The sequence below is a fragment of the Aliivibrio sifiae genome (genome assembly GCF_002954705.1).
GTDB classification, from domain to species: Bacteria; Pseudomonadota; Gammaproteobacteria; order Enterobacterales; family Vibrionaceae; genus Aliivibrio; species Aliivibrio sifiae_A.
On record NZ_MSCO01000003.1, the window covers coordinates 26,096 to 52,357 of the forward strand.

Sequence of the window (26,262 nt, forward strand, 5' to 3'; positions counted from 1 at the left end):
TTATGCCTACACCTTCTAATCAAACTGGCGCAGAATATCTGCGTCAGATCTTACGAGCACCGATCTATGAAGTGGCCACAGTGACACCACTTCAAGATATGCCTCGTTTGTCAGAACGTATTCAAAACCGAGTTCAATTGAAGCGAGAAGACCGTCAACCGGTTCACTCATTCAAGCTTCGTGGCGCTTACAATATGGTTTCTAGTCTAACTGAAGAGCAAAAGAAAGCTGGCGTTATCGCGGCATCTGCAGGAAACCATGCTCAAGGAATGGCGTTATCTGGTACTAAACTTGGAATTCAAACCACAATAGTTATGCCACGCACCACTCCAGATATAAAAGTAGAAGCGGTAAAAGGCTTTGGCGGCAATGTGGTTCTTCATGGCAGTAATTTTGATGAAGCCAAAGCAGAAGCAGAACGCTTATCAGAACTCCATGGTTATACATTTGTTCCTCCATTTGATCATCCACTTGTGATAGCTGGTCAAGGAACAATAGGAATGGAAATGCTACAACAAAATGGGCATTTAGATTATATTTTTGTTCCTGTTGGTGGTGGTGGTTTAGCCGCTGGTGTTGCTGTTCTTATTAAACAATTAATGCCTGAAATTAAAGTCATTGCTGTAGAACCGGAAGACTCAGCTTGTTTAAAAGCCGCGTTAGATGCAGGAGAACCCGTCGTTCTAGATCAAGTAAGTATGTTTGCTGATGGTGTCGCCGTAAAACGCATTGGGGATGAAACATTCCGTTTATGCCAAAAATATATTGATGGACATATTACCGTTTCTAGCGATGAAATCTGCGCTGCCGTCAAAGACATTTTTGAAGATACTCGTGCAATTGCTGAACCATCAGGCGCATTAGCACTCGCAGGTCTCAAAAAATTCGCCGATAAACATCAACTGAAAGGTAAGCAGTTAGCGACGGTTCTTTCTGGCGCAAATACTAATTTTCATGGCTTACGTTATGTTTCTGAACGATGTGAACTTGGTGAAAAAAGAGAAGGGTTGTTAGCGGTAACGATTCCTGAACGCCAAGGTGCATTCTTCGAGTTTTGTAACCTTATTGGTGGTCGAGCAGTTACTGAATTTAACTATCGTTATAACGATGATAAATCAGCTAATATTTTTGTAGGTGTTCGATTACAAGAAGGGCAGCAAGAGCTAGATAATATAATTAATGACTTACAACAAGGCGACTATCCCGTCGTAGACCTATCTGATAATGAAATGGCAAAACTCCATATTCGCTACATGATTGGTGGAAAACCATCTAAATCATTAAAAGAAAGATTATATAGCTTTGAGTTCCCAGAATACCCAGGAGCATTGGTTAAATTCTTAAGTACCTTAGGCACTCATTGGAATATTAGTCTCTTTAATTATCGTAACCATGGCGCTGATTACGGTCGTGTTTTATGTGGTTTTGAATTAACGGATTCCGATCTTGTTAGTTTTTCAAAACACCTTGAAGAGCTTGGTTACCAATGGAAAGATGAAACAGATAATCTAGCTTATCGATTCTTTTTATCTTAAGACCGTACGGCGTAATAAGGCTAAGTAAATTTTAGCCTTATTTTCATTCATTTTTGAAATTATGCTATACAATCGGTTAAAAAATGCTATTATTTTTCTCGGCCTGTAAACAGACCTATTTATCTGTAATATTATGCTTTTGAAACCTTCGTTATACTGCTTTACCAGTTATGCTTGAAGCTTTTTATACATATGTTTTACCTCAAATAAATAATTCTTTATGGCTACAACTTCGCATTATGCGAATTATTTAATTAAAAAAATTAGGATATATATTATGTCTAAAACAACTGGTATCGTTAAGTGGTTTAACGAAGAGAAAGGTTTCGGCTTCATTACTCAAGATAACGGCGGCGCTGACGTATTCGTTCACTTCCGTGCTATCGCATCTGAAGGCTTCAAAACTCTGAAAGAAGGCCAAAAGGTTTCTTTCGAAGTAGAACAAGGTCAAAAAGGCCCACAAGCAGCTAACGTTGTTGGTGAGTAATTCGAATTTTCGAATTGAATTCTAAAAAATGCTGACTTCGGTCGGCATTTTTTTTATCTGCAATTTGAGTAAAACAATTAAGCACAAATTATAGACATAAAAAAGAAGCCTAAGTGACTTCTTTTTTACTATCCATACACTACAGATTAATTATTTTTTAACAGGACGCTGCCAGTTAGCAATTCGACGCTCTTTCGCACGACTAATGTATAATTCATTTTCACTAACGTCTTTAGTTACTGTTGAACCAGCACCGACTGTCGCGCCATTAGCGATAGTAACCGGAGCGATCAGTTGACTATCAGAACCAACAAATACATCATCACCAATGATTGTTTTAAATTTATTGGCACCATCGTAATTACATGTAATGACACCAGCACCAACATTTACACGTTGACCAATTTCAGCATCACCAAGGTATGTTAAATGATTTGCTTTAGAGCCTTCACCTAAACGTACATTTTTCACTTCAACGAAGTTACCTACGTGAGCATCATTACAAAGCTCAGCACCTGGGCGTAAACGAGTAAATGGGCCAACGGTACAATCTTCACCAACTGTTGCACCTTCAATAACACTGTATGGACGAACAATTGTATTGTCATCAATCTCACAATCTTTCAGTACACAGCCTGCACCAATAACAACATTATCACCCAGAGTTACATTACCTTCGATGATCACGTTCACATCGATCTCAATATCCATACCGCACTGTAATGATCCTCTTAGATCAAAGCGACTAGGATCGCGAAGCATAACCCCTTGCTCTAATAACTTTTGTGCTTGTGCTAATTGGAATGCTCTTTCTAAACGAGCAAGTTGAGCACGATCATTCACACCTTCAACTTCAATCGGGCTAACAGGGTGTACCGCTTCTACAGCACGACCTTCATCATGAGCAGCAGCAATAATATCAGTTAGGTAATATTCACCTTGTGCGTTTTCATTTTTAAGAGCTGCTAGCCAACGTTTTAAATCGCCGCCCGTAGCAACCATTACACCAGTGTTAATCTCTTTAATTAGCTTCTGTTCTTCTGTTGCGTCTTTCTGTTCTACGATAGCGATAACAGGACCATTACGACGAATAATACGTCCATACCCTATAGGGTTATCTAAAACAACAGTAAGTAAAGCTATACCACCAGTTGGTTGAGCATCTAATAAGTTTTCAACTGTTTCAGCGCTAATCAGTGGAACATCACCATAAAGAATTAATACTTTCTCATCATCAGCAAATTCTGGCGATGCCTGATTAACCGCATGGCCTGTGCCTAATTGCTCAGCTTGAAGAACCCAAGTTACTCGTTCTTGACCTAACTCTGCTTGCATTTGATCACCACCATGACCATAAACAAGATGAATGTTTTTAGCACCAAGACCTTCACATGTATCAATTACATGCTTAGCCATTGGTTTGCCCGCTAAAGTATGAAGTACTTTAGGTTTATTTGAATACATGCGAGTGCCTTTACCCGCTGCTAAAATTACTGCACTGAAGTTCATAGGAAGCCCATTTTATTTTTATGCTGACTTAATTTGCCTAGCTCGTTAATACCAAAAATACTAAATCCATTACTTACTTCATCATTTTATTAATGAATAACCAATGGGATTAATATGCGGGTTAAATTATATGCTAAAAAATACGCGATGGGGTGAGAGATTAGTAAGAATTACAGCGAACAATAAAGAAAAGGCGACCATATAGGTCGCCTTCTTTCTAATGGTGCTTGATTAACGCGAACGTTTTGTCAGTTCGATAACTCGAAGCTGTGCGATCGCTTTAGCCAAATCACTGGCCGCTTGAGCGAAGTTAATGTCGCCATGCTGATTACGGATATTCTCCTCAGCCTTGCGTTTAGCTTCTTCTGCCTTAGCTGCGTCTAGGTCTTCACCACGGATAGCGGCATCTGCAAGAACAGTTGCCGAACCAGGTTGAACCTCAACAATACCACCAGAAATATAAATAATTTCTTCGTGGCCATGTTGTTTAACAATACGCACCATACCAGGCGTGATAGCGGTCAGCAGCGGTGCGTGACCATGGAAAATACCAAGTTCACCTTCGCTACCGGTCACCTGAATCGTTTCAACTAGTCCTGAGAATAGTTTCTTCTCAGCACTTACAACGTCCAAGTGAAAGGTCATTGCTGCCATATCGCCTCCTAATCAGCCTTATAGCTTCTTCGCATTCTCAAGCGCGTCTTCAATTTTACCGCAGTACATGAAGGCTTGCTCAGGAACGTCATCGTAATCACCAGCTAATAAACCTTTAAAGCCAGCTAATGTGTCTTTAAGTGGTACGTAAATACCAGGGTCACCCGTGAATACTTCAGCTACGTGGTAAGGTTGAGTTAAGAACTTCTCAATTTTACGAGCACGAGATACAACTTGCTTATCTTCTTCAGACAGCTCGTCCATACCTAGGATAGCGATGATATCTTTTAGCTCTTTATAGCGCTGTAATGTTGATTGAACATTACGAGCGATATCATAGTGCTCTTGACCAACAACAAGTGGGTCAAGTTGACGAGATGTAGAATCTAACGGGTCAATCGCTGGGTATAAACCCATAGACGCGATATTACGGTTAAGTACAACTGTCGCATCTAAGTGAGCAAACGTTGTTGCTGGAGATGGATCCGTTAAGTCATCCGCAGGTACATATACCGCTTGAACTGAAGTGATAGAACCACTACGAGTTGAAGTGATACGTTCCTGAAGAACACCCATCTCTTCAGCTAGTGTAGGTTGGTAACCTACCGCTGATGGCATACGACCTAGTAGAGCTGATACTTCAGTTCCCGCTAGTGTATAACGATAGATGTTATCAATGAATAGTAAAACGTCACGACCTTCGTCACGGAAACGTTCTGCCATTGTTAGACCAGTCAAAGCAACACGTAAACGGTTACCTGGTGGCTCATTCATTTGACCGTAAACCATCGCTACTTTTGATTCTTCAGGATTCTCGATGTTTACAACACCAGCTTCCTGCATTTCAAAGTAGAAATCATTACCTTCACGAGTACGCTCACCTACACCTGCAAATACAGATAGGCCAGAGTGTTGTAGTGCGATGTTGTTGATAAGTTCCATCATGTTGACAGTCTTACCTACACCAGCACCACCGAATAGACCGATTTTACCACCCTTAGCGAATGGACAAATTAAGTCGATTACTTTAACACCCGTTTCTAGAAGTTCAGTCGAGTTAGACTGCTCTTCATAGCTAGGCGCTTCGCGGTGAATTGAATAATGCTCTTCAGCACCAATCTCGCCACACTCATCAATCGCGTCACCAAGAACGTTCATGATACGGCCTAAAGTTTTAGTACCCACTGGAACAGTAATTGGCGCGCCAGTATTTTCTACTGTTAAGCCACGACGTAAACCATCTGAGCTACCCATTACGATACAGCGCACTACGCCGCCACCGATTTGTTGTTGCACTTCAAGAACAAGACGTTCTTGTGCATCAACAACATTCAAAGCATCGTATACACGAGGTACATTGCCTTGTGGGAACTCTACATCGACTACCGCACCGATGATCTGTACGATCTTACCTGTAGTCATCGTTAATCCTCTAAACTGTTTAAATACCTATGCTTAAACCGCTGATGCGCCTGAAACAATTTCAGAAAGCTCTTGTGTAATAGCCGATTGACGGGCTTTGTTATACACAAGTTGCAGTTCATCAATGATGTCACCAGCATTATCAGTTGCTGCTTTCATCGCAATCATTCGCGCTACATGTTCACACGCCAAGTTTTCAACTACACCTTGATATACTTGTGATTCAACGTATCGAACCAATAATGTATCTAGTAGTAGTTTAGGCTCAGGCTCGTAAATGTAGTCCCAAGAATGAGTACGTTTCATTGCTTCATCTTCAGATTTAGGCAAAGGAAGTAATTGGTCAATTGCTGGCTCTTGCACCATTGTGTTAATGAACTTATTGTTCACTACATATAGGCGATCCAACTGGCCTTCATCGTATTTCTTCAGCATAACACCAACACTACCGATCAATTCTTCAAGACTTGGGTTATCGCCTAGTCCTGAATTTTGAGCAATAACATTACCGCCATAGCTGTTAAAAAATGCTGTTGCTTTTGAGCCGATAACGGCTAAATCAATTTCAACACCATCTTTTGACCATGTATTCATTTCTGCCATGACTTTTTTAAACAAGTTAATGTTTAAGCCACCACATAAACCACGATCACTAGAAATAACAATGTAACCAACACGCTTAGCTTCGCGTTCCTCAAGATACGGATGACGATACTCAAGGCTACCAAGCGCTAAATGACCGATTACTTTACGTATTGTGTCAGCATATGGGCGAGATGCTGCCATCGACTCTTGCGAGCGACGCATTTTAGAAGCAGCTACCATTTCCATTGCTTTCGTGATCTTTTGAGTGCTTTTTACACTCCCGATCTTGTTACGAATCTCTTTCGCACCGGCCATCGTTACTCTCCGTTTTCGGGTGACCCGTAACAGGCCACCAACGAATTACCAGGTCTGGGTTGCTTTGAAATCTTCAACCAGTTTCACAAACTGAGCTTCAACTTCATTATTCCAAGCACCCGATGAGTCGATCTCTGTTGCTAGATCGGCAAATTGACCACGAGCATACGACAGCAGAGCTTCTTCAAAATCAGCAAGCTTAGAAAGCTCAACATCATTCAAGTAGCCTTTCTCAGCGGTAAAGATAACTAACGCTTGATCAAAAACAGACATTGGAGCGTACTGTTTCTGTTTCATAAGTTCAGTTACTTTTTCACCGTGATCAAGTTGCTTCTTAGTCGCGTCATCAAGATCAGATGAGAACTGAGCAAATGCTGCAAGTTCACGATACTGTGCAAGAGCAGTACGAATACCACCAGACAGTTTCTTAATGATCTTAGTTTGCGCAGCACCACCTACACGAGATACAGAAATACCAGGGTCTACCGCAGGACGAACACCAGCAGTGAACAGTTCTGTTTGTAGGAAGATCTGACCATCGGTAATCGAGATTACGTTGGTTGGTACAAATGCAGATACGTCACCAGCTTGAGTTTCGATGATAGGTAGAGCAGTTAAAGAACCAGTTTTACCTTTCACTTCACCATTAGTGAATTTCTCAACATACGCTTCGCTTACACGAGCAGCACGCTCTAGTAGACGAGAGTGTAAATAGAATACGTCGCCAGGGAATGCTTCACGACCTGGTGGACGTTTCAGTAGTAGAGAAATCTGACGATAAGCTACAGCTTGCTTAGATAGGTCATCATAAACAATCAGAGCATCTTCACCGCGGTCACGGAAGTATTCACCCATCGCACAACCTGAGTACGGTGCAAGATATTGCAGCGCAGCAGATTCAGAAGCAGAAGCAACAACAACGATAGTGTTAGCTAACGCGCCGTGCTCTTCTAATTTGCGAACTACGTTAGCAATTGTTGATGCCTTTTGGCCAATCGCAACATAGATTGAGAAAATACCAGAATTTTTCTGGTTAATGATCGCATCAATCGCCATTGCTGTTTTACCAGTCTGACGGTCACCGATGATTAGCTCACGCTGACCACGGCCGATTGGGATCATTGAGTCAACTGACTTGTAGCCAGTTTGTACAGGTTGGTCTACTGATTTACGATCGATTACACCAGGTGCAATCACTTCTACTGGAGAAGTCAGTTTCGCATCAATAGGGCCTTTACCATCAATTGGCTCACCAAGTGTGTTTACAACACGACCTAGCATTTCAGGACCTACTGGCACTTCAAGGATACGACCAGTACCTGTTACTTTCATGCCTTCCTGTAGGTCAGCATATGGGCCCATTACAACAGCACCAACTGAGTCACGCTCAAGGTTAAGTGCTAGCGCATAACGGCCACCCGGTAATTCAATCATTTCGCCTTGCATAACATCTGCAAGGCCGTGGATACGAATGATACCGTCGCTTACCGAAACGATTGTACCTTCATTACGAGCTTCACTTACAACGTTGAATTTTTCAATGCGTTGTTTGATTAGATCGCTAATTTCCGTGGAATTAAGTTGCATGCTCCATTCCCCATCAAGACTGCAATGTTTCACTCAGGCGGCTTAAACGGCCACGTGCTGAGTTATCAATGACTAGGTCTCCGGCTCGAATTATGACCCCAGCTAACAGGGCCTCATCTACGCTACAATTCAGCTTCACTTTACGCTCTAGACGAGCTTCAAGTTTGGCACTAATGTCAGCTTTTTGCTGTTCAGTCAGTTCAATTGCTGAAGTAACTTCAGCATCAATTTCTTTTTCAAGCTCATGCTTTAAAAAGATAAATTGCTCTAACACACTAGGTAAAATCTTCAAACGGCCGTTTTCAGCCATAACATGAATTAGATTTTGTCCAAACTCGTTCAGTTGTTCACCACAAATTGAAATAAAGATTTCTGACAGTTTATCTGATGCAATAGCGCCATCCAGTAACTGAGCAACATCTTCATTTTTTGAGACTTCTGAACAAAAAGTTAGCATTTGAACCCATAGGTCCAATTCGCCTTTTTCGACCGCAAAGTCAAAAGCTGCTTTCGCGTAGGGGCGTGCGATGGTTGTCATTGTTGACATATCTTGCCCCCTTTTACTTACAATTTCGCAGTGATGTTATCAAGAATATCTCTTTGAGATTCTATATCAATAGAACGCTCCAAGATCTTCTCGGCACCAATCACAGCCAGAGTTGCAACTTGTTTACGCAGTTCATCGCGAGCGCGTTTACGTTCAGACTCAAGTTCAGCTTCACCTTGCGTAAGAATTTTTTGACGTTCAGTCAAAGCTTCTTCACGAGCTTCATCCAAAATTTGGCCTTTGCGTTTATTCGCTTGTTCGATGATCTCAGTTGCAGCGCGTTTTGCTTCTTTCAGTTGATCAGAAGCATTGGCTTGTGCCAAATCAAGGTCTTTAGCTGCGCGTTCAGCGGCAGATAAACCGTCAGCAATTTTCTTCTGACGTTCCTCGATCGCTTCCATGATTGGTGGCCATACATATTTCATGCAGAACCAAACAAACAGTGCGAAAGCGATTGCTTGACCAAGCAGAGTTGCGTTCATATTCACAACAGCTACCCCTCGTTAAGAATCAGCTACAAAAATTCAATTAGCAAAAGGCTAGATTAGCCTGCTAGTTGACCAACAAATGGGTTAGCAAATGTGAATAGTAGCGCGATAACGATACCGATCATTGGAACCGCATCCAATAGACCAGCGATGATGAACATCTTAACTTGTAGCATTGGAGCCATTTCAGGTTGACGAGCTGCGCCTTCCAGAAACTTACCACCAAGAATAGCAAAACCAATTGCTGTACCTACAGCACAAAGACCAACAATAATAGCTACTGCGATAGCTGAAAAACTAAGAACGGTTTCCATTTATATTCTCCAATTGAATAGATAGAGTTGTATTAAAAATTTAAATTAATGATCGCCATCTTCATGAGCCATTGACATATAAACTATAGTCAACATCATGAAAACAAATGCTTGGATTAAGATAACCAAAATATGGAAAATAGCCCAAGGTAACGCACCGACCCATTGTAAATACCACGGTAACATTGCAGCAATTAGGATAAATACCACTTCACCAGCAAACATGTTACCAAACAAACGCATACCTAACGAAAGAGGTTTAGCTAATAGCGAAACTACTTCAATAAGTAAGTTGAACGGGATCATGAGCCAATGATTAAATGGATGTAATGCTAATTCTTTTGCAAAACCACCTAGGCCTTTTACTTTAATGCTGTAATAAATCATCAAAGCAAACACACCAAGAGCCATCGCCATAGTAATGTTTACATCAGCTGTTGGAACCACTTTAAGATAAGGGATACCTAGCAAATGTTCAGCAGAGTAAGGAATGAAATCAATAGGAACTAAATCCATGACATTCATTATAATTACCCAACAAAATATGGTTAAAGCTAATGGAGCAACCAAAGGGTTTCTGCCGTGGAAAGTCTCTTTTACGTTACTATCAACGAATTCAACTACCATTTCGACGAAACACTGTAATTTACCTGGTACTCCAGTCGTTGATTTCTTAGCTACAGAACGAAATACCCAAAGGAATAACACACCTGTTAGCACAGAAAAAAACAAACTGTCTATATGCACATTCCAAAAACTTAATTCATCAACAATGCCTAACTTCCCTAAAGAGAGATTCTGCAGGTGATGATTAATATATTCAGTAGGCGTTGACGCAGACATAACTTTTCCTATTTCCTGTTGTTAATAAAGAAAACTGGTGCAAAGATATTACTACCCAGTACCAGCAAATAGGTTAGTTTGAGGGGAACAAGTTCCACCTCCGTATACACGTAAACAATAGAAAATAAGACAATTGTTATAAGAATTTTAAGCACTTCACCCAAATAGAAAAAAGCAGCAACCATTTTAGCCGCTCTTGCTCCACTGAACATAAATGCGCATTTTGAAAACACTGAATTCGCAATAATAAAAATACTACCGCCTATCAATGCAGACATTCCCCAACTAGCACTAACGGCTATGCTCATCCCTATTGTCATAACTGTAGTGACACTAAGCTGAATCAATAACAATCGCTTAGCAAGCAAACGCCCAGGTTTAGCTAGCGTAACTACCATGTATTCTTCCTTTTAAAGCACCTTTGCTTTGATATATATCAACATAAAGCAAAGATTTTGCAAAAATTATACGTTGCACCGATATGAATGCAATCAAATAGCATTAAAAAGTTACATTTATGAGAACAAAGCAGTAACTTTTACGACGTAAAATACAATTTTGCTTTTAAACACCGTTTTATATCACACTTAGCTTTCTAGCTTTGCGATAAGTTGTTCTAATTTGTGAGCCTCGTCAAAGGTAATAGTTACCTTACCTTTACCCGATGAGTTTCTATTAATCACAACAGTAGACCCCAAAATAGTCGATAATTTACTCGACACTTCTGTCATTTCAAGATCTTCTCTTACTGGTTTTATTTCTTGTTTAGGTGACAACAAAGCTTTCACTTTCTGTTCTATTTGACGAACAGTCAGCTTTTTCTTTATGACTAAATGAGCAAGTTCTATTTGAGATTCAGACTCTAATGCTAGTAGTGCTCTCGCATGGCCCATTTCTAACAATTTACTCTCAACAAGTACTTTAACTTCATCAGAAAGAGCATTTAAGCGTAATAAATTCGTCACCGTTGTACGAGACTTACCAATCACTTCAGAGATCTGTTGATGTGTTAATTCAAACTCTTGTTGTAAGCGCTCTAACGCTTGTGCTTCTTCTATTGCATTTAAATCTTCACGCTGAATGTTTTCAATCAACGCCATTGCAATAGCAGCTTTATCTTCAACTGATTTAACAACACATGGAACGTGTTTTAATCCCGCTTTTTTTGCTGCTCGGAAACGTCTTTCACCAGCTATTATTTCATATTGTTGATGGGAAATTTGACGAACAACGATAGGCTGGATAATGCCTTGAGAACGAATGGAAGCAGATAATTCTTCTAATGCTTCTTCTTCCATTGTTTTTCTTGGTTGATAATGACCCGCATTCAGTTGATAGATACCCAACTCAACTAATTGAGTTTCTTTTGAAATAGATTCACTTTGTTCAGCTGCAACTTGCTTTTCGCGAGCCAATGAACTTGTTGCTAATAGGGCATCTAATCCTTTACCTAAACCACGTTTATTTCCCATGAATTTCTGTTTCCCCTTCTTTTTCCACTTCGTCACGGCGAATTATCTCTCCGGCAAGAGCTAAATATGCTTTTGCACCATTTGAGTATTTATCATAATACATTGCAGGTTTACCATGACTTGGCGCTTCTGCTAAACGCACATTTCGAGGAATGACGGTGCGATACACTTTATCTCCAAAATGTTTTTTTAGTTGATCCGATACATCATTAGCTAAGCGATTGCGAGGATCGAACATAGTTCTTAATAATCCTTCGATCTTTAAATCAGCATTCACTACAGCGGCTAATTTACCAATAGTATCAATTAAAGCGGTTAGTCCCTCTAGTGCATAATATTCACACTGCATAGGGACTAATACAGAATCAGATGCTGCCATGGCGTTAATTGTAAGGAGATTTAGAGCGGGAGGGCAATCAATAAAGATGAAATCATAGTTACCACGAATTGGGTAGATCATGTTACGCAGACGAACTTCTCGCGCAAACACTTCCATTAACTTAATTTCAGCTGCAGTAATATCACCATTTGCAGCGATTAAATCATAGCCACCAGATGTTTTCTCTATTACAACCTTTTCAAAAGGCACTTCGTCGACCAACAACTCGTAAGCGGTAGCATCAACATCATATTTATCAACTCCACTGGCCATCGTCGCATTACCTTGCGCGTCTAAGTCAATAAGTAGAACTTTTCGATGTGTTGCTGCCATAGAAGCGGCAAGATTCACCGCTGTTGTTGTTTTTCCTACGCCACCTTTCTGGTTCGCAATAGAGATAACTTTTCCCACACTAACCTCTTATTCCATTATTTTTTTCCGGTTAAGGTGACTAAATGTCTTTCACCTTCTAACTCCGGAACGATTAATGTCGCCACATCTCTGACCGAACACCACTCAGGAAGATCATTTGCTTCATCTTCTGAGTAGATACCTTTTAATGCCAAAAATACACCATCTTCTTCTTTAGGTAGATGATGACACCAATTCACCATGTCTGTCATTGATGCAAATGCACGACTTAGGACTGCATCAAACTTTTCTTCAGGTTGAAACTCTTCAACACGACTTTGAATTGGACTGACATTGCTAATTTTTAGTTCATGAATCACTTGTTTAATAAAACGAATTCGTTTCCCTAAGCTATCTAGCAGTGTAAATGATTTCTCTGGATTCATGATAGCTAACGGGATACCTGGTAAGCCAGGTCCTGTACCAACATCAATAAAACGCTGACCTGATAGTTTTGGACTAACAACGATACTATCCAAGATATGTTTAATAACCATTTCACTTGGATTTCTTACAGAAGTTAAGTTATACGCTTTATTCCACTTATGAAGTAGAGCTACATAACCAAGTAACTGCTCTTTTTGCAATTCAGAGACAGTTAAATCAGTTTGAGCAATCAAACGATCGAATTGTTGAGATAAATCGGTCACGTTACTCACCTTTTTTTAATAAACCGTGTTTCTTTAAATGAACCAATAAAATTGAAATCGCAGCAGGAGTGATACCTGAGATACGAGAAGCAATACCAAGAGTTTCAGGTTTTGCATCACTTAATTTAGCAACCACTTCATTTGAGAGACCTTTTACTTTGCTGTAATCCAAATCTAATGGCAGTTTTGTATTTTCGTGGCGTAATGATTTTTCAATCTCATCTCGTTGACGCTGAATATAGCCGGCATATTTAACTTGAATTTCAACTTGTTCTGCAGCTTGCTGATCTTCAATCCCTGGACCAAAATTTTCAAGTGACACTAAAGAGTTGTAAGTCACTTCTGGACGACGAAGAAGATCCTCTCCATTTGCTTCACGAACGATCGGGGTTTTTAAGATCGAATTTACTTGATCAATATTTTCAGATTTTGGGTTAATCCAAATATCTTTTAAACGTTGATTTTCTTTTTCAATATTTTCTACTTTTTCGCTAAAGCGAGCCCAACGAATATCGTCAACTAAACCAAGAGCACGACCTTGTTCAGTTAAACGCAAATCTGCATTATCTTCACGTAAAGATAAGCGATATTCAGCGCGAGAAGTAAACATACGATATGGTTCTTTTGTTCCAAGCGTTGATAAATCATCAATCAGAACTCCCATGTACGCTTCATCACGTCGTGGACTCCAGCCTTCTTTGCCTTGAGCAAATAAACTAGCATTTAAACCTGCCATTAGACCTTGAGCAGCAGCTTCTTCATATCCAGTTGTACCGTTGATTTGGCCTGCAAAGAATAGACCTTCAATAAACTTAGTTTCATACGTTGATTTTAAATCACGAGGATCAAAGAAATCGTACTCAATTGCGTAACCAGGACGCACGATGTGTGCATTTTCGAAGCCTTTCATTGATTGAACAATTTGTAATTGAACATCGAATGGTAAACTTGTTGAGATACCATTTGGGTATAATTCGTGTGTAGTTAGTCCTTCTGGTTCAATGAATATTTGATGGCTATCTTTGTCAGCAAAGCGCATTACTTTATCTTCAATTGAAGGACAGTAACGAGGACCAATACCTTCGATAACACCAGCATACATAGGGCTGCGATCAAGGTTTTTGCGAATTACATCATGGGTTTTTTCATTGGTATGAGTAATAAAACAATTCACTTGTTTAGGATGTTGTTCTCGATTACCTAAAAATGAAAATACAGGCGTTGGGTTATCACCTGGTTGTGCCTCTAATACTGAAAAATTAACAGTGCGAGCATCGATACGAGGTGGGGTACCTGTTTTTAAGCGCCCGATCCTAAATGGACGATCTCTTAATCGTTGGGCTAAAGTGATCGAAGAAGGATCTCCTGCGCGGCCTCCAGAGAAGTTTTCCATGCCAATATGTATCTGACCCCCTAAAAAGGTTCCAGCGGTTAATACAACTGATTTAGCACGGAATTTAAGGCCCATTTGAGTTACAGCACCAACAACTTTGTCGTTTTCAATAATTAAGTCATCTACGGCTTGTTGAAATAACGTTAAGTTTGGTTGATTTTCTAATACTGAACGAACAAATGCTTTATACAGTGCTCTATCAGCTTGAGCACGAGTCGCTCTTACTGCTGGGCCTTTTGAAGCATTTAGGGTTCTAAATTGAATACCACCGTGATCAATGGCTTGTGCCATTAATCCACCTAAGGCATCCACTTCTTTTACCAGATGGCCTTTGCCGATCCCACCAATAGCAGGGTTGCACGACATTTGACCTAATGTGTCAATGTTATGAGTGAGGAGAAGTGTTTTTTGACCTGTTCTTGCCGCAGCAAGTGCTGCTTCAGTACCAGCATGACCACCGCCAATAACAATGACATCAAAGTTTTCTTGGTAAAACATGATTCGACCTTAGGTGTAATGAAAAGAGTTAGAAGAATTTAACTTAAGAGATCTATTTTACCCTTTTTCTAGCTTGGAAAGAAACGAAAAAGTGACGAAGTTCAAAAAAGAAAGATCGCTTAATATATTTAAGATCTTTTAAAGAGATCTTTTATTAGATCTATTATATAGATCATCGATCTCTGTGGATAAGTGGTAAATGATCAATTGGATCATATACTTTGGATCGATCTAAAGTTGTTACTTTTCTTTGATCTTCGATCGGATGGCTTGAGGATAAAAGAGCTTGTTATCCACAGGGGGTAGTGCAGTAGATCTTATTCAATGGATAACTATAACTTGATCACTGGATCTTTCTATAGTTATCCACATAGTAGATGTTTTCTATTTAATAACTTTTCATCATGATCCCAAATGAATTATTAACAAATATATTCTTTTAGCCATAATTCTGCCGGTTCTTCTGGGATACTATGTTGGGTTACATCTATCTCTAAAAGTGGAAATTCTTCAGTTGCCCCTAATTTTAGAAGCGTGTTTTGCAGTGATTTACCAGCTGCACAGAAAGTGTCGTAACTTGAATCACCAATGGCAACTATTGCAAACTTTACTTTTGAGATGCTTGTGTTGTTCTCGATGAGCTGCTGAATGAAAGGCTTGATGTTATCTGGATAGTCTCCCGCACCATGAGTAGATACGACTACAATCCAAAGGCTACTGTTGTCTATTTCGTCTAAATTAGGTTGATTATGGATATCGGTTGTAAAGTCCATTTCCTCTAATAAATCAGCGATATGATCGCCAACATACTCAGCACCACCTAGGGTGCTACCTGTAATGATTGATGCATTTTTCATGAATTTTTCCTATAAAAAATGGGCTGTAATAGCCCATTATTGTTTGTATTATTTAGTGTTATTTACCAATACAGAAAGAAGTAAATATACGTCCTAGCAGGTCATCAGAAGTAAATTCACCTGTAATTTCACTCAGGTGTTGCTGTGCTATTCTCAGTTCTTCAGCAAGAATTTCACCAGCCATATAACCTTCAAGTTGTTGCTGGCCTATATCTAGGTGTTGAGAGGCCTTTTCTAGTGCTTCTAAATGGCGTCTACGAGCCATAAAGCCACCTTCTTGGTTACCCGAAAAGCCCATGCACTCTTTTAAGTGAGTACGCAGAGCATCAACACCTTCGCCTGTTTTGGCTGATAATCGGATAAGAGTAGGATCATTTACGTGGCAAATACCAAGTTCTTCACCTGTTTGATCTGCTTTATTGCGGATCACGGTCATTCCCATATTTTTAGGTAAACGATCAAGAAACTCAGGCCAGATTACTTTAGGATCTGTAGCATCAGTTGTTGTGCCATCAACCATAAATAAAACGCGATCGGCTTGAGCAATTTCATCCCATGCTCGTTCAATACCAATACGCTCTACTTCATCAGAGGCTTCACGAAGGCCAGCAGTATCAATGATATGTAAAGGCATACCATCAATGTGAATATGCTCTCTGAGTACGTCACGGGTGGTTCCTGCAATATCTGTAACAATAGCGCTGTCTTTACCTGATAAGGCATTGAGCAGGCTGGATTTGCCCGCATTAGGGCGTCCAGCTATCACTACTTTCATACCTTCACGCATGATCGCACCTTGATTCGCTTCTTTACGAACTGCGTTTAGGTTATCAATGATCCCTTGTAAATCACCACTGACTTTACCGTCAGCAAGAAAATCGATTTCTTCTTCTGGGAAATCTATGGCGGCTTCAACATAAATTCGAAGGTAAATAAGGGATTCTACTAAGGTGTTAATTTTATTTGAAAAGACACCTTGCAGTGAATTTAATGCAGATTTTGCTGCTTCTTCAGAACTTGCATCGATTAAATCGGCAATGGCTTCGGCTTGAGCTAAATCCATTTTATCATTCAAAAAAGCTCTTTCTGAAAACTCACCAGGCCTTGCAGTTCGAATGCCATCTATTTTCAAAATACGTTTAATGAGCATATCCATGACAACAGGGCCGCCATGACCTTGAAGTTCTAGAACATCTTCACCAGTAAATGAATGTGGGTTAGGGAAGTAGAGGGCGATGCCTTGATCAAGCTCTACACCGCTTTCATCTTTAAACGGGGTATATTCTGCGTAACGAGGTTTAAGTGTTTTTCCTACTACTTCTAAAGCAACTCGTTGAGCTTTAGGACCTGATACTCGAATGATGCCTACGCCGCCTCGGCCAGGGGCTGTTGCTTGTGCAACTATGGTGTCTGTATGTAATGTCATGATAATTCTTAATGTCTATTGCTTGAGCATATTGTAAGCCGATAAAACAAAAAAGGCGACCAATGGCCGCCTTTTGTTTATTTCTTTAGAAATTCAACTTACTTAGAGTGTAAGCCTTTTTTCTCAAGTGCACGGTAAATCAGAGTTTGCTGAATTAACGTTACGATGTTTGATACTAACCAGTAAAGAACTAGTCCTGCTGGGAACCATAAGAAGAAGACTGTGAACATAACAGGCATGAACGTCATGATCTTCTGTTGCATTGGATCCGTTACTGTCGTTGGGCTCATCTTCTGGATTAAGAACATACTCGCACCCATTAGTAATGGCAGGATGTAGTATGGGTCTTGTGCTGATAAATCCGTGATCCAACCAAAGAATGGTGAATGACGAAGTTCAACTGATTCCATTAGTGCCCAGTACAGAGAAATGAAGATAGGCATTTGAAGAACGATTGGTAAACAACCACCTAGTGGGTTTACTTTCTCTTTCTTATAAAGTTCCATCATTTCTTGGCTCATACGCTGACGGTCATCGCCGATGCGTTCACGCATTGCTGCCAACTTAGGTTGAAGCATGCGCATTTTAGCCATTGATGTGTACTGTGCCTTCGTTAGCGGGTACATAGCACCACGAACGATGAACGTTAAGAACATGATCGCTAGACCCCAGTTCCCAACAATACCGTGAATGAAAGACAGTAATTTGTGAAGTGGAGAAGCGATGAACCATAACCAACCGTAATCAACACTTAAATCTAAGTATTTAGCAGTTGCAGCCATTTCTGGTTGAAGTTTTGGGCCTGTCCAAAGCGTTGCTGTAAGCGTAGCTTCTTGGCCTGCAGGGATTGTCACTGAAGGCATACGAACGCCAATGTAACCGTAATCGCCAGCAACACGTGAAGTCAGTGTTGCGTCATTTACGTTACGTGGGATCCAAGCAGATGCGAAATAATGTTGCAACATACCTGCCCAACCTTGACCATTTGTCATGTCGATAGATAAATTCTTATCTTCCATGTCGTCAAAGCTGTATTTTTTATAGCGTGTATCTTCAGTAGAGTAAGCGCCACCACGGTACGTTGGCATTGTTAAGCTGCCACCGTCATCCAGTAAGTTTTGCTTTAAGTTTGCGTACATTTCTACTGTTGCTGGTGCTGAAGATTGGTTATCAACCGTGTAATCAACATCAATAGCGTAGCTGTCACGTTTAAGCACTAGTGTTTTAGTATAAGTAATACCATCTTTCACTAATGTTAACGGAACGCGTAATTCGTTTTGACCATCCGCTAAAACATAATCTGTTTTTTGCGTTGTAAATTGTGCACGACCAGTGTTCGAGTCGATGCCTTGAGGACCGATTAAACCACTCTGAGCAATATAGCTATGATCAGCATCGTTTTTAAGAAGAACAAATTTTGCTTTAGAGTCTAATTCTGCATCGTATTTATTAAGAACAGATTCAATGATGTCACCACCCAACGTATCTACTTTTAAAGTAAGCACATCAGTTGTGATTGTAATCAGCTTGTCAGATTGTGCTGAATCCGCTGGAGTATCACTGTTTGCTGTTGAAGAAGTTGGAACATCACCATTCGTGTGAGTTTGTTGAACGGTACTAACTGTAGCTGGTTGCTGCGGATTAGTTTCTACTTGCCATTGTTGGAAAAGTAAAAAAGAAACTAAAGCCAGTGCTAGCAACAGAATATTACGTTGGGTATCCATCGTTATTGTTCTCTGTCTTTATGCTGCTTGGGTGGGACGGGGTCATAGCCCCCATCATTCAAAGGATGACATTTTAATAGACGTTTGCCAGTTAGCCAACACCCTTTTACTAAACCGTGTGACTTTAGTGCGTCAATTGCATAATGTGAACACGTTGGAGTAAATCGACAGCGAGGTCCAATCATTGGACTGATGACGAGTTGATAAAAACGGATTAGACCGATAGCTATCCACGAGAAGGGCGAGACAGGCGATGCCATAATTTATCTAGTAGCTTGTTAAAGTCTTCGTTACTCAATTCTTGAGCACTCTTTTTAGCGATAACCACAAAGTCTTTCGCAGGTAATGAATGTTGCTTATTGCGGAAACTTTCACGAGTTATACGTTTAAACTTATTGCGACCAACAGCAGTTTTAATTTGCTTCTTAGGAACAGCAAGACCTAAACGAGGGTGTGATAGTGAATTTTCTCTGGCAAGAATGGTGAAGTGAGGTGAGCCGGCTCGATGAGCTTGCTTGAAAACTGATTTGTAATCCTCGGGAGTTAACAAGCGTAACTCCCGAGAGAAGTCGTAATTCATCAAAATAATCTATTGATTACTTAGATAGACGCTTACGGCCTTTAGCACGACGAGCGTTGATTGTGTTACGACCGTTCTTAGTTGCCATACGAGCACGGAAGCCGTGAGAACGTTTACGCTTAAGAACTGAAGGTTGGAAAGTGCGTTTCATGGTATTACCTTATTACTGATCAGTAGTTATTAGGTTTAATTAAACCCGGCGTGGGACGTACATTCCGACGCCTCTCAACAAAGAGGCGGAATTGTAATCATTGACAGAAAAATAGTCAATAAGAGGTTCCACGTATTTTCCGGACGATGAATTATACGTTTTGTGAGCGAGAGCGCAAGGATCTTTATGCGATCCCAACTTGATTTAAGAATTTCTGTAATTTTGGATCCTGTGGATAACCAAAAATTTGTTCAGGCGTTCCTTGTTCTACGATCTTTCCATCAGCCATATAGATAACTCTATCGGCAACTTCTTTAGCAAATTGCATCTCATGGGTAACAACTAACATGGTTTGATGTTGAGTAGCGAGTTTTTTCATTAAACTCAATACTTCATTTATCCATTCAGGATCTAGCGCTGACGTGGGTTCATCAAACAATAATAGCTCAGCTTCTAATGCCATTGCTCTACCAATGCCTACACGCTGTTGCTGGCCACCAGAGAGGGCTGCAGGGTAACTATCTCCTTTATCACCAAGACCAATATCATCTAATATTTGTTGAGATCGTTTGAGTGCTTCTGCCTTATTCCACTTGTGGACAGTTATTAAGCCTTCAGCAATATTCTGTCGTGCGGTTAAATGAGAGAATAAGGCATAATTTTGGAAGATAAAGCCTGTTTTTCGTCGTAACGCTAATATTTCTGCCTTGGTATTTTTTTCAGCATCAACGCTGACATCATCAATACTGATAGTTCCTTTGTCGGCTGTTTCAAGAAAATTAACGCATCTTAGTAATGTGGATTTGCCTGTGCCACTAGATCCTATGACGGCAATTATCTCACCTTTATTAATGGTAAGGTCAATACCTGAGAGAACGTCAGTCTCACCAAAGCTTTTATGTAGGTTGGTAATTTTTATCATCGTACATAGGCCTTATTAAGTTTAGTTTCAGCCCAAGTTTGTACTCGGGTAAGAATAACGACAACACCCCAATAGATTAGCGCTACGGCTAAAAAGGCTTCAAAGAACTTAAAGCTGGAAGAGGCTTCCATTTGAGCTTTCGCCATTATTTCAGATACACCAAGTGTAAAGGCCAAAGAAGTCGACTTGATCATATCGATAAAGTAATTCATTAATGAAGGTAAAGCCACGCGAGTTGCTTGAGGTAGAATAATACGACGCATTGCTTGGGAAGTTGTCATACCGATAGACAAGCTCGCTTCCATTTGGCTGCGATCGACACCGATAATAGCTGCACGAATACTTTCAGCCATATAAGCTGCAAAATGAAGTGTTAACCCGATAACGGCAGCACTGAATGCATCCAACCCTACAAAAATTGGAAACACTTGCGGTAGGCCATAATAAAGTAGGAATAACTGAACAAGCAATGGTGTTCCACGAAAGAAACTGATGTAAAGCTGGCTGAGTTGATCCAATACAGGGACTTTAAATACTCTTAAGTTAGCAAGTACTAACGCGAGAGCTAATGCGAAGAATAATCCCCATATTGCCATTTCTAGTGTCGTACCTAAATACTTAAATAGTATAGGTAAGAGCTCAATCATATACGTAAAATCAAATCCCATGATGTCTCTCTATGTATTCGTATGAAGAAAAGTGACTGTTGTTAGTGTCAATGAAATAAATGAGATAAGCAATAAACACAAAACCCACTAGAGTTGATAGTGGGTTTTGATCGTTCTTCTGAGTGAACGCTTACTTAACATAAGTAACAGATTATTTTGTTACGTCAGCATCAAACCATTTTTGAGATATTTTTGCTAATGTGCCATCTGCACGCATTTCAGAGAGGGCTTTGTTCACTTCTTTCTGAAGTTTTTGTCCTTTCTCATTTTTAACAAAAGGCCATGCATTTTCGATCGTTTCAAACGGTTCACCTGCTAATTGTAGTGGTAAACCTGACTTTTTGATTAATTGTGCCGCAGATAAACGATCCATCACAAATGCATCAGAGCGACCTAAAGCGACATCATGTTCGATACCAGTATCGTAAGTTTTGATGTTAATTTGGCCTGATTTATCATTATCTCTTAGTAATTTCTCAAAGTTCGATCCTAAATTCACCGCAACGGTTTTTCCTGCTAAGTCATCAATACTTTTAATGCTATCGTTACCTTTACGAACGGTAATTTGAGCACCATCAACAACATAAGGATCAGCAAAAAGATACTTTGCTTCGCGTGCTTCTGTTTTTGTTATTTGATTTGAAATTGTATCAATACGACCGGTTTCTAATAAACCAAATAGGCCAGAGAAGCTCGCTGTAACGTACTCCACGTTGTAATCATTACGACGACCAATTTCATCCCACAAATCAACTTCAAAACCTTGTAATTTATCCTGCTTAACAAAGGTAAATGGGAAATAACGACCAGACATCCCTACTTTTACTTCAGTGGCTGCTTGAGCAAACTGTGTTGCTGCTAAAGTTAACGCTAATCCAGTAAGGATATTCTTTGTCCATTTCATGATTGATACTCCCATTATTCATCAGTGGGATCATCATACTTTTTTTGCGATTCACCTCTAAATACCCGATGGTTATGTGTAATAACCAAATACTCAATAAAAGTCTGTTTTTCAATCATTGTTGATTAATGTGGGTATAACTAAGGTAAAAAGTGTGTTGATCTAGGTAAAAAAGCGTGATCGGTGTGAATAACTTCGATCTTATTCACTGGATCATCGATCTAACACTGGCACAATAGTTATCCACAGTATAAAATCGACAACCTTTTAAAATAATTATGAGTGGGGTTGTCCGTGTCTTCATCGCTTTGGCTGCAGTGTTTACAGCGCCTTCAAGAAGAATTACCTTCCGCAGAATTCAGCATGTGGGTTAGACCACTGCAAGCTGAATTAAATGACAATACCCTTACGCTATTTGCGCCGAACCGTTTCGTGTTGGATTGGGTTCGTGATAAGTACCTAAATAGCATTAACTCATTATTAAATGAGTTCTGTGGTAGTGATGTACCTACATTACGCTTTGAAGTGGGAAGTAAACCTGTATCTGCTGCACCAGCGCCTAAAAGAACGGCTGCGGATGTTGCTGCTTCAACCTCAGCACCTGCACAACTTCAAGCTCGACAATCAGTAAATAAACCATGGGAATCCCAGAGTTCAGAACCGGTTTCTGCTGATTTAAATCATCGCTCTAACGTTAACCCTAAGCATAAATTTACTAACTTTGTAGAAGGTAAATCAAACCAACTTGGTTTAGCCGCTGCTCGTCAGGTTTCTGATAATCCAGGAACGGCATATAACCCACTTTTCTTATATGGTGGAACTGGCTTAGGTAAAACCCATTTATTGCAAGCCGTAGGTAATGCGATTCTTGAACGTAAACCAGATGCTAAAGTTGTATATATGCATTCCGAACGTTTTGTTCAAGATATGGTTAAAGCACTGCAAAATAACGCGATTGAAGAATTTAAACGCTATTATCGTAGTGTTGATGCCTTGCTTATCGATGATATTCAATTCTTTGCGAATAAAGAGCGTTCTCAAGAAGAGTTCTTTCATACTTTTAATGCACTATTAGAAGGTAACCAGCAAATCATTCTGACGTCAGATAAATACCCAAGAGAGATTAATGGCGTAGAAGATCGCCTTAAGTCTCGTTTTGGTTGGGGTCTTACGGTTGCGATTGAGCCGCCAGAATTAGAAACTCGAGTTGCTATCTTGATGAAGAAAGCAGAAGATCATCAGATTCACCTAGCAGATGAAGTTGCTTTCTTTATTGCAAAGCGTTTACGTTCGAATGTACGTGAATTAGAAGGTGCACTTAACCGTGTTATCGCTAATGCAAACTTTACTGGTCGCGCAATTACGATTGATTTTGTGCGGGAAGCATTACGAGATTTATTAGCTCTGCAAGAAAAGCTAGTGACGATTGATAATATTCAAAAAACCGTAGCAGAATACTACAAGATTAAAATGGCGGATTTATTATCTAAACGCCGTTCTCGCTCGGTTGCTCGCCCACGTCAACTTGCAATGGCACTGTCAAAAGAGTTAACTAACCATAGTTTACCTGAGATCGGTGATGCGTTTGGTGGTCGAGACCATACAACTGTACTTCACGCTTGTCGTAAAATAGCTCAGCTTCGTGAAGAGAGTCATGATATAAAAGAAGACTACTCTAACTTGATTCGAACGTTATCATCGTAAGTCATTATCTACTTTTAAATAAATGAGTATTATGAAATTTTCTATTGAACGCAGTCTGTTGTTAAAGCCACTGCAACAAGTATCTGGTGCCCTTGGGGGCCGTCCATCATTGCCAATTTTAGGCAATATTTTACTTCAGGTAGAAAATGGTCAGTTGTCTATGACTGCAACCGATTTAGAAGTAGAATTGATCAGTAAAATTACGTTAGAAGGAGATTTTGAAGCCGGTACTATTACGGTTCCTTCTCGTAAGTTTCTTGATATCTGTCGTGGTCTTCCTGATAGCGCCAACATTACTATCGCATTAGAAGGCGATCGTGTTTTAGTACGTTCTGGTCGTAGTCGATTTACATTAGCGACTTTACCTGCGAATGATTTTCCAAATATTGAAGGTTGGCAGAGTGAAGTAGAGATCACGTTATCTCAAGCTCAACTGCGTAAGCTAATAGAAAGCACACAGTTTTCTATGGCGAACCAAGATGTTCGTTATTATCTCAATGGTATGATGTTCGAAACTCAAGGTAATATCTTCCGTTCTGTAGCAACCGATGGTCACCGAATGGCAGTATGTAATATGCCAGTTGAATCTGAACTACCTGAACAACAAGTGATCATGCCACGCAAAGGTATTCAAGAGCTTGTTCGTCTTCTTGACTCGCCGGATCAGAGTGTTACTTTACAGTTTGGTAATTCAAATGTACGTGCTGAAGTAAATAATTTTGTGTTCACTTCCAAACTTGTTGATGGCCGTTTCCCTGATTATCGCCGTGTAATGCCGCAGAGCAGCAACAAAACATTAGAAGCGGACTGTGATGAATTGCGTCAAGCATTTGCGCGTGCCGCTATTCTATCGAATGAAAAATTCCGTGGTGTTCGTGTTAATTTAGCGAATAACCAAATGCGTATTACTGCTAATAACCCAGAGCAAGAAGAAGCAGAAGAGATCTTAGATGTAGATTTCCAAGGCGACGATATAGAGATTGGGTTTAACGTTAGTTACGTATTGGATGTATTAAATACATTGAAGTGTGAGCGTGTACGTATTTCAATGACAACCGCGAACGCGAGTGCGTTAGTGGAAGATTGTGCGAATGATGAAGCACAATATGTTGTTATGCCTATTCGTCTATAAAGACCATAATAAAACATGCCATTATCACGTTTAATCATTAATGATTTTCGCAACATTAACTCATGTGATATTCAATTATCTACAGGGTTTAATTTTGTTATCGGTCCTAATGGTAGTGGGAAAACCAGTGTCCTTGAAGCTATTTATTTGCTCGGGCACGGGCGTTCTTTCAAAAGCTCGTTAACAGGTCGAATTATTCGAAATGACTGTGACGAGCTTTTTATTCATGGTCGATTTACCACGCCAGAGCAGTTTGAATTGCCAATAGGCATAAATAAACAGAGAGATGGCACAACTGAGGTAAAAATAGGCGGAGAAAGTGGACAAAAACTGGCACAATTAGCCAAGGTTTTACCACTTCAATTGATTCACCCTGAAGGGTTTGAATTAGTTACCGACGGCCCTAAATTTCGCCGAGCATTTATTGATTGGGGGGTGTTTCACGTGGAACCTGCATTTTATGATGCATGGAGCAGGGTGAAGCGACTGACTAAGCAGCGTAATGCGTTATTAAAAACGGCACAAAGTTATCGAGAGTTGAGTTACTGGGATTTGGAACTTGCACTGCTAGCTGAGAAAATCGATCAGTGGCGAGTGGATTATATCAATCACATATCTGAAGCAACTCAACAAATATGTCAGGCATTCTTACCAGAATTCGACATAAAGCTGTCATACTACCGAGGTTGGGAGAAAGATACTCCTTACGCGGAATTGCTTAAACGAAATTTTGAGCGAGATAAACAGCTGGGTTATACCGTCGGCGGCCCAAATAAAGCCGACTTACGAATTAAAGTTGCAGGCACTCCTGTTGAAGATGTGTTGTCTCGTGGTCAACTTAAGTTGATGGTATGTGCGTTACGATTAGCGCAAGGACAACATTTAACGGAAGCAACAGGAAAGCAGTGCATCTATTTAATAGACGATTTTGCTTCTGAATTGGATAGTCACCGTCGCCAATTGCTGGCTCAATATTTGAAACAGACAAAGGCACAGGTGTTTATCAGTTCAATAACTGCTGAACAGATTGCAGATATGCATGATGAAGAAAGCAAGATGTTTGAGATAGAACATGGCAAAATAGCCCAAGGATAAAAACGCGAGA

28 protein-coding genes are annotated in these 26,262 nt (G+C 40.1%); 5 read left to right on the plus strand and 23 right to left on the minus strand.

Annotated elements, in window-relative coordinates; translation table 11 throughout:
- The first annotated feature begins 2 nt into the window (after window positions 1–2).
- The gene (gene ilvA, locus BTO22_RS17520) at window positions 3–1,535 is read left to right on the plus strand and encodes a threonine ammonia-lyase, biosynthetic (RefSeq protein ID WP_061005066.1); all 1,533 of its coding nucleotides are present in this window, start codon (window positions 3–5) and stop codon (window positions 1,533–1,535) included.
- A gap of 277 nt (window positions 1,536–1,812) precedes the next feature.
- Window positions 1,813–2,022: a transcription antiterminator/RNA stability regulator CspE gene (cspE, locus tag BTO22_RS17525; protein ID WP_060993481.1), complete on the plus strand. Its 210-nt coding sequence runs from the start codon at window positions 1,813–1,815 to the stop codon at window positions 2,020–2,022.
- A gap of 150 nt (window positions 2,023–2,172) precedes the next feature.
- Here cspE and glmU read toward each other — a convergent pair whose 3' ends face one another.
- The 23 genes from glmU to BTO22_RS17640 all read right to left on the minus strand — a co-directional run bounded on the left by glmU (window position 2,173) and on the right by BTO22_RS17640 (window position 22,321).
- A complete protein-coding gene (gene glmU, locus BTO22_RS17530; RefSeq protein ID WP_105056619.1) occupies window positions 2,173–3,531 on the minus strand; it encodes a bifunctional UDP-N-acetylglucosamine diphosphorylase/glucosamine-1-phosphate N-acetyltransferase GlmU in 1,359 nt (452 codons plus the stop codon).
- A 231-nt stretch (window positions 3,532–3,762) separates the two neighbouring features.
- Window positions 3,763–4,185, minus strand: a complete 423-nt coding sequence (locus tag BTO22_RS17535) for a F0F1 ATP synthase subunit epsilon (protein WP_060993479.1) — start codon at window positions 4,183–4,185, stop codon at window positions 3,763–3,765.
- 18 nt (window positions 4,186–4,203) lie between these two features.
- Window positions 4,204–5,607, minus strand: coding sequence for a F0F1 ATP synthase subunit beta (gene atpD, locus BTO22_RS17540; protein WP_060993478.1), 1,404 nt, complete (start codon window positions 5,605–5,607; stop codon window positions 4,204–4,206).
- A 33-nt stretch (window positions 5,608–5,640) separates the two neighbouring features.
- Window positions 5,641–6,507, minus strand: coding sequence for a F0F1 ATP synthase subunit gamma (gene atpG / locus BTO22_RS17545; RefSeq protein ID WP_060993477.1), 867 nt, complete (start codon window positions 6,505–6,507; stop codon window positions 5,641–5,643).
- Window positions 6,508–6,552: 45 nt separating this feature from the next.
- A complete protein-coding gene (gene atpA, locus BTO22_RS17550; RefSeq protein WP_060993476.1) occupies window positions 6,553–8,094 on the minus strand; it encodes a F0F1 ATP synthase subunit alpha in 1,542 nt (513 codons plus the stop codon).
- Between the two features lie 13 nt (window positions 8,095–8,107).
- Complete coding sequence (atpH, locus tag BTO22_RS17555) at window positions 8,108–8,641, minus strand: F0F1 ATP synthase subunit delta (RefSeq protein WP_060993475.1); 534 nt, start codon at window positions 8,639–8,641, stop codon at window positions 8,108–8,110.
- A 17-nt stretch (window positions 8,642–8,658) separates the two neighbouring features.
- Entirely contained in the window at window positions 8,659–9,129 is a 471-nt protein-coding gene (gene atpF, locus BTO22_RS17560) for a F0F1 ATP synthase subunit B (protein ID WP_060993474.1), read from the minus strand.
- A gap of 56 nt (window positions 9,130–9,185) precedes the next feature.
- The gene (gene atpE, locus BTO22_RS17565) at window positions 9,186–9,443 is read right to left on the minus strand and encodes a F0F1 ATP synthase subunit C (RefSeq protein ID WP_004411110.1); all 258 of its coding nucleotides are present in this window, start codon (window positions 9,441–9,443) and stop codon (window positions 9,186–9,188) included.
- A 45-nt stretch (window positions 9,444–9,488) separates the two neighbouring features.
- Window positions 9,489–10,286 carry a F0F1 ATP synthase subunit A gene (gene atpB / locus BTO22_RS17570; RefSeq protein ID WP_060993473.1) on the minus strand — a complete coding sequence of 266 codons (798 nt, stop codon included), beginning with the start codon at window positions 10,284–10,286 and terminating at the stop codon, window positions 9,489–9,491.
- Between the two features lie 8 nt (window positions 10,287–10,294).
- A complete protein-coding gene (locus tag BTO22_RS17575; RefSeq protein ID WP_060993472.1) occupies window positions 10,295–10,684 on the minus strand; it encodes a F0F1 ATP synthase subunit I in 390 nt (129 codons plus the stop codon).
- A 189-nt stretch (window positions 10,685–10,873) separates the two neighbouring features.
- A complete protein-coding gene (locus BTO22_RS17580; protein ID WP_105056620.1) occupies window positions 10,874–11,758 on the minus strand; it encodes a ParB/RepB/Spo0J family partition protein in 885 nt (294 codons plus the stop codon).
- Complete coding sequence (locus tag BTO22_RS17585) at window positions 11,748–12,548, minus strand: ParA family protein (protein WP_105056621.1); 801 nt, start codon at window positions 12,546–12,548, stop codon at window positions 11,748–11,750. The genes BTO22_RS17580 and BTO22_RS17585 overlap by 11 nt, the downstream gene beginning before the upstream one ends.
- A 17-nt stretch (window positions 12,549–12,565) precedes the next feature.
- Window positions 12,566–13,198 carry a 16S rRNA (guanine(527)-N(7))-methyltransferase RsmG gene (rsmG, locus tag BTO22_RS17590; protein ID WP_105056622.1) on the minus strand — a complete coding sequence of 211 codons (633 nt, stop codon included), beginning with the start codon at window positions 13,196–13,198 and terminating at the stop codon, window positions 12,566–12,568.
- A gap of 1 nt (window position 13,199) precedes the next feature.
- Window positions 13,200–15,089 (minus strand): tRNA uridine-5-carboxymethylaminomethyl(34) synthesis enzyme MnmG, encoded by a 1,890-nt coding sequence (gene mnmG / locus BTO22_RS17595; RefSeq protein WP_105056623.1) that lies wholly within the window; start codon window positions 15,087–15,089, stop codon window positions 13,200–13,202.
- Between the two features lie 422 nt (window positions 15,090–15,511).
- Window positions 15,512–15,946, minus strand: a complete 435-nt coding sequence (gene mioC / locus BTO22_RS17600; protein WP_105056624.1) for an FMN-binding protein MioC — start codon at window positions 15,944–15,946, stop codon at window positions 15,512–15,514.
- 58 nt (window positions 15,947–16,004) lie between these two features.
- Complete coding sequence (gene mnmE / locus BTO22_RS17605) at window positions 16,005–17,372, minus strand: tRNA uridine-5-carboxymethylaminomethyl(34) synthesis GTPase MnmE (protein ID WP_105056625.1); 1,368 nt, start codon at window positions 17,370–17,372, stop codon at window positions 16,005–16,007.
- Between the two features lie 98 nt (window positions 17,373–17,470).
- Window positions 17,471–19,096 carry a membrane protein insertase YidC gene (yidC, locus tag BTO22_RS17610; RefSeq protein ID WP_105056626.1) on the minus strand — a complete coding sequence of 542 codons (1,626 nt, stop codon included), beginning with the start codon at window positions 19,094–19,096 and terminating at the stop codon, window positions 17,471–17,473.
- Window positions 19,097–19,098: 2 nt separating this feature from the next.
- The gene (gene yidD, locus BTO22_RS17615) at window positions 19,099–19,356 is read right to left on the minus strand and encodes a membrane protein insertion efficiency factor YidD (protein WP_081091604.1); all 258 of its coding nucleotides are present in this window, start codon (window positions 19,354–19,356) and stop codon (window positions 19,099–19,101) included.
- Window positions 19,323–19,676, minus strand: coding sequence for a ribonuclease P protein component (gene rnpA, locus BTO22_RS17620; protein ID WP_012548914.1), 354 nt, complete (start codon window positions 19,674–19,676; stop codon window positions 19,323–19,325). Before rnpA ends, yidD begins: the two co-directional genes overlap by 34 nt.
- A 16-nt stretch (window positions 19,677–19,692) precedes the next feature.
- On the minus strand, window positions 19,693–19,827 hold the full coding sequence (gene rpmH / locus BTO22_RS17625; RefSeq protein ID WP_012548915.1) for a 50S ribosomal protein L34: 135 nt from the start codon (window positions 19,825–19,827) through the stop codon (window positions 19,693–19,695).
- Window positions 19,828–20,011: 184 nt separating this feature from the next.
- On the minus strand, window positions 20,012–20,749 hold the full coding sequence (locus BTO22_RS17630; protein WP_105056627.1) for an amino acid ABC transporter ATP-binding protein: 738 nt from the start codon (window positions 20,747–20,749) through the stop codon (window positions 20,012–20,014).
- Window positions 20,746–21,417 (minus strand): amino acid ABC transporter permease, encoded by a 672-nt coding sequence (locus BTO22_RS17635; protein WP_061005055.1) that lies wholly within the window; start codon window positions 21,415–21,417, stop codon window positions 20,746–20,748. Before BTO22_RS17635 ends, BTO22_RS17630 begins: the two co-directional genes overlap by 4 nt.
- 151 nt (window positions 21,418–21,568) lie before the next feature.
- Complete coding sequence (locus tag BTO22_RS17640) at window positions 21,569–22,321, minus strand: amino acid ABC transporter substrate-binding protein (protein WP_060993462.1); 753 nt, start codon at window positions 22,319–22,321, stop codon at window positions 21,569–21,571.
- Between the two features lie 294 nt (window positions 22,322–22,615).
- Here BTO22_RS17640 and dnaA point away from each other — a divergent pair, with 294 nt between their 5' ends.
- From dnaA to recF, 3 genes are read left to right on the plus strand one after another with little or no spacing between them, the layout of a single operon-like run.
- Window positions 22,616–24,025 carry a chromosomal replication initiator protein DnaA gene (gene dnaA, locus BTO22_RS17645; protein ID WP_060993461.1) on the plus strand — a complete coding sequence of 470 codons (1,410 nt, stop codon included), beginning with the start codon at window positions 22,616–22,618 and terminating at the stop codon, window positions 24,023–24,025.
- Window positions 24,026–24,056: 31 nt separating this feature from the next.
- Window positions 24,057–25,157 carry a DNA polymerase III subunit beta gene (dnaN, locus tag BTO22_RS17650; protein WP_060993460.1) on the plus strand — a complete coding sequence of 367 codons (1,101 nt, stop codon included), beginning with the start codon at window positions 24,057–24,059 and terminating at the stop codon, window positions 25,155–25,157.
- Between the two features lie 15 nt (window positions 25,158–25,172).
- Window positions 25,173–26,252 (plus strand): DNA replication/repair protein RecF, encoded by a 1,080-nt coding sequence (gene recF, locus BTO22_RS17655; protein ID WP_060993459.1) that lies wholly within the window; start codon window positions 25,173–25,175, stop codon window positions 26,250–26,252.
- Window positions 26,253–26,262: the final 10 nt, after the last annotated feature.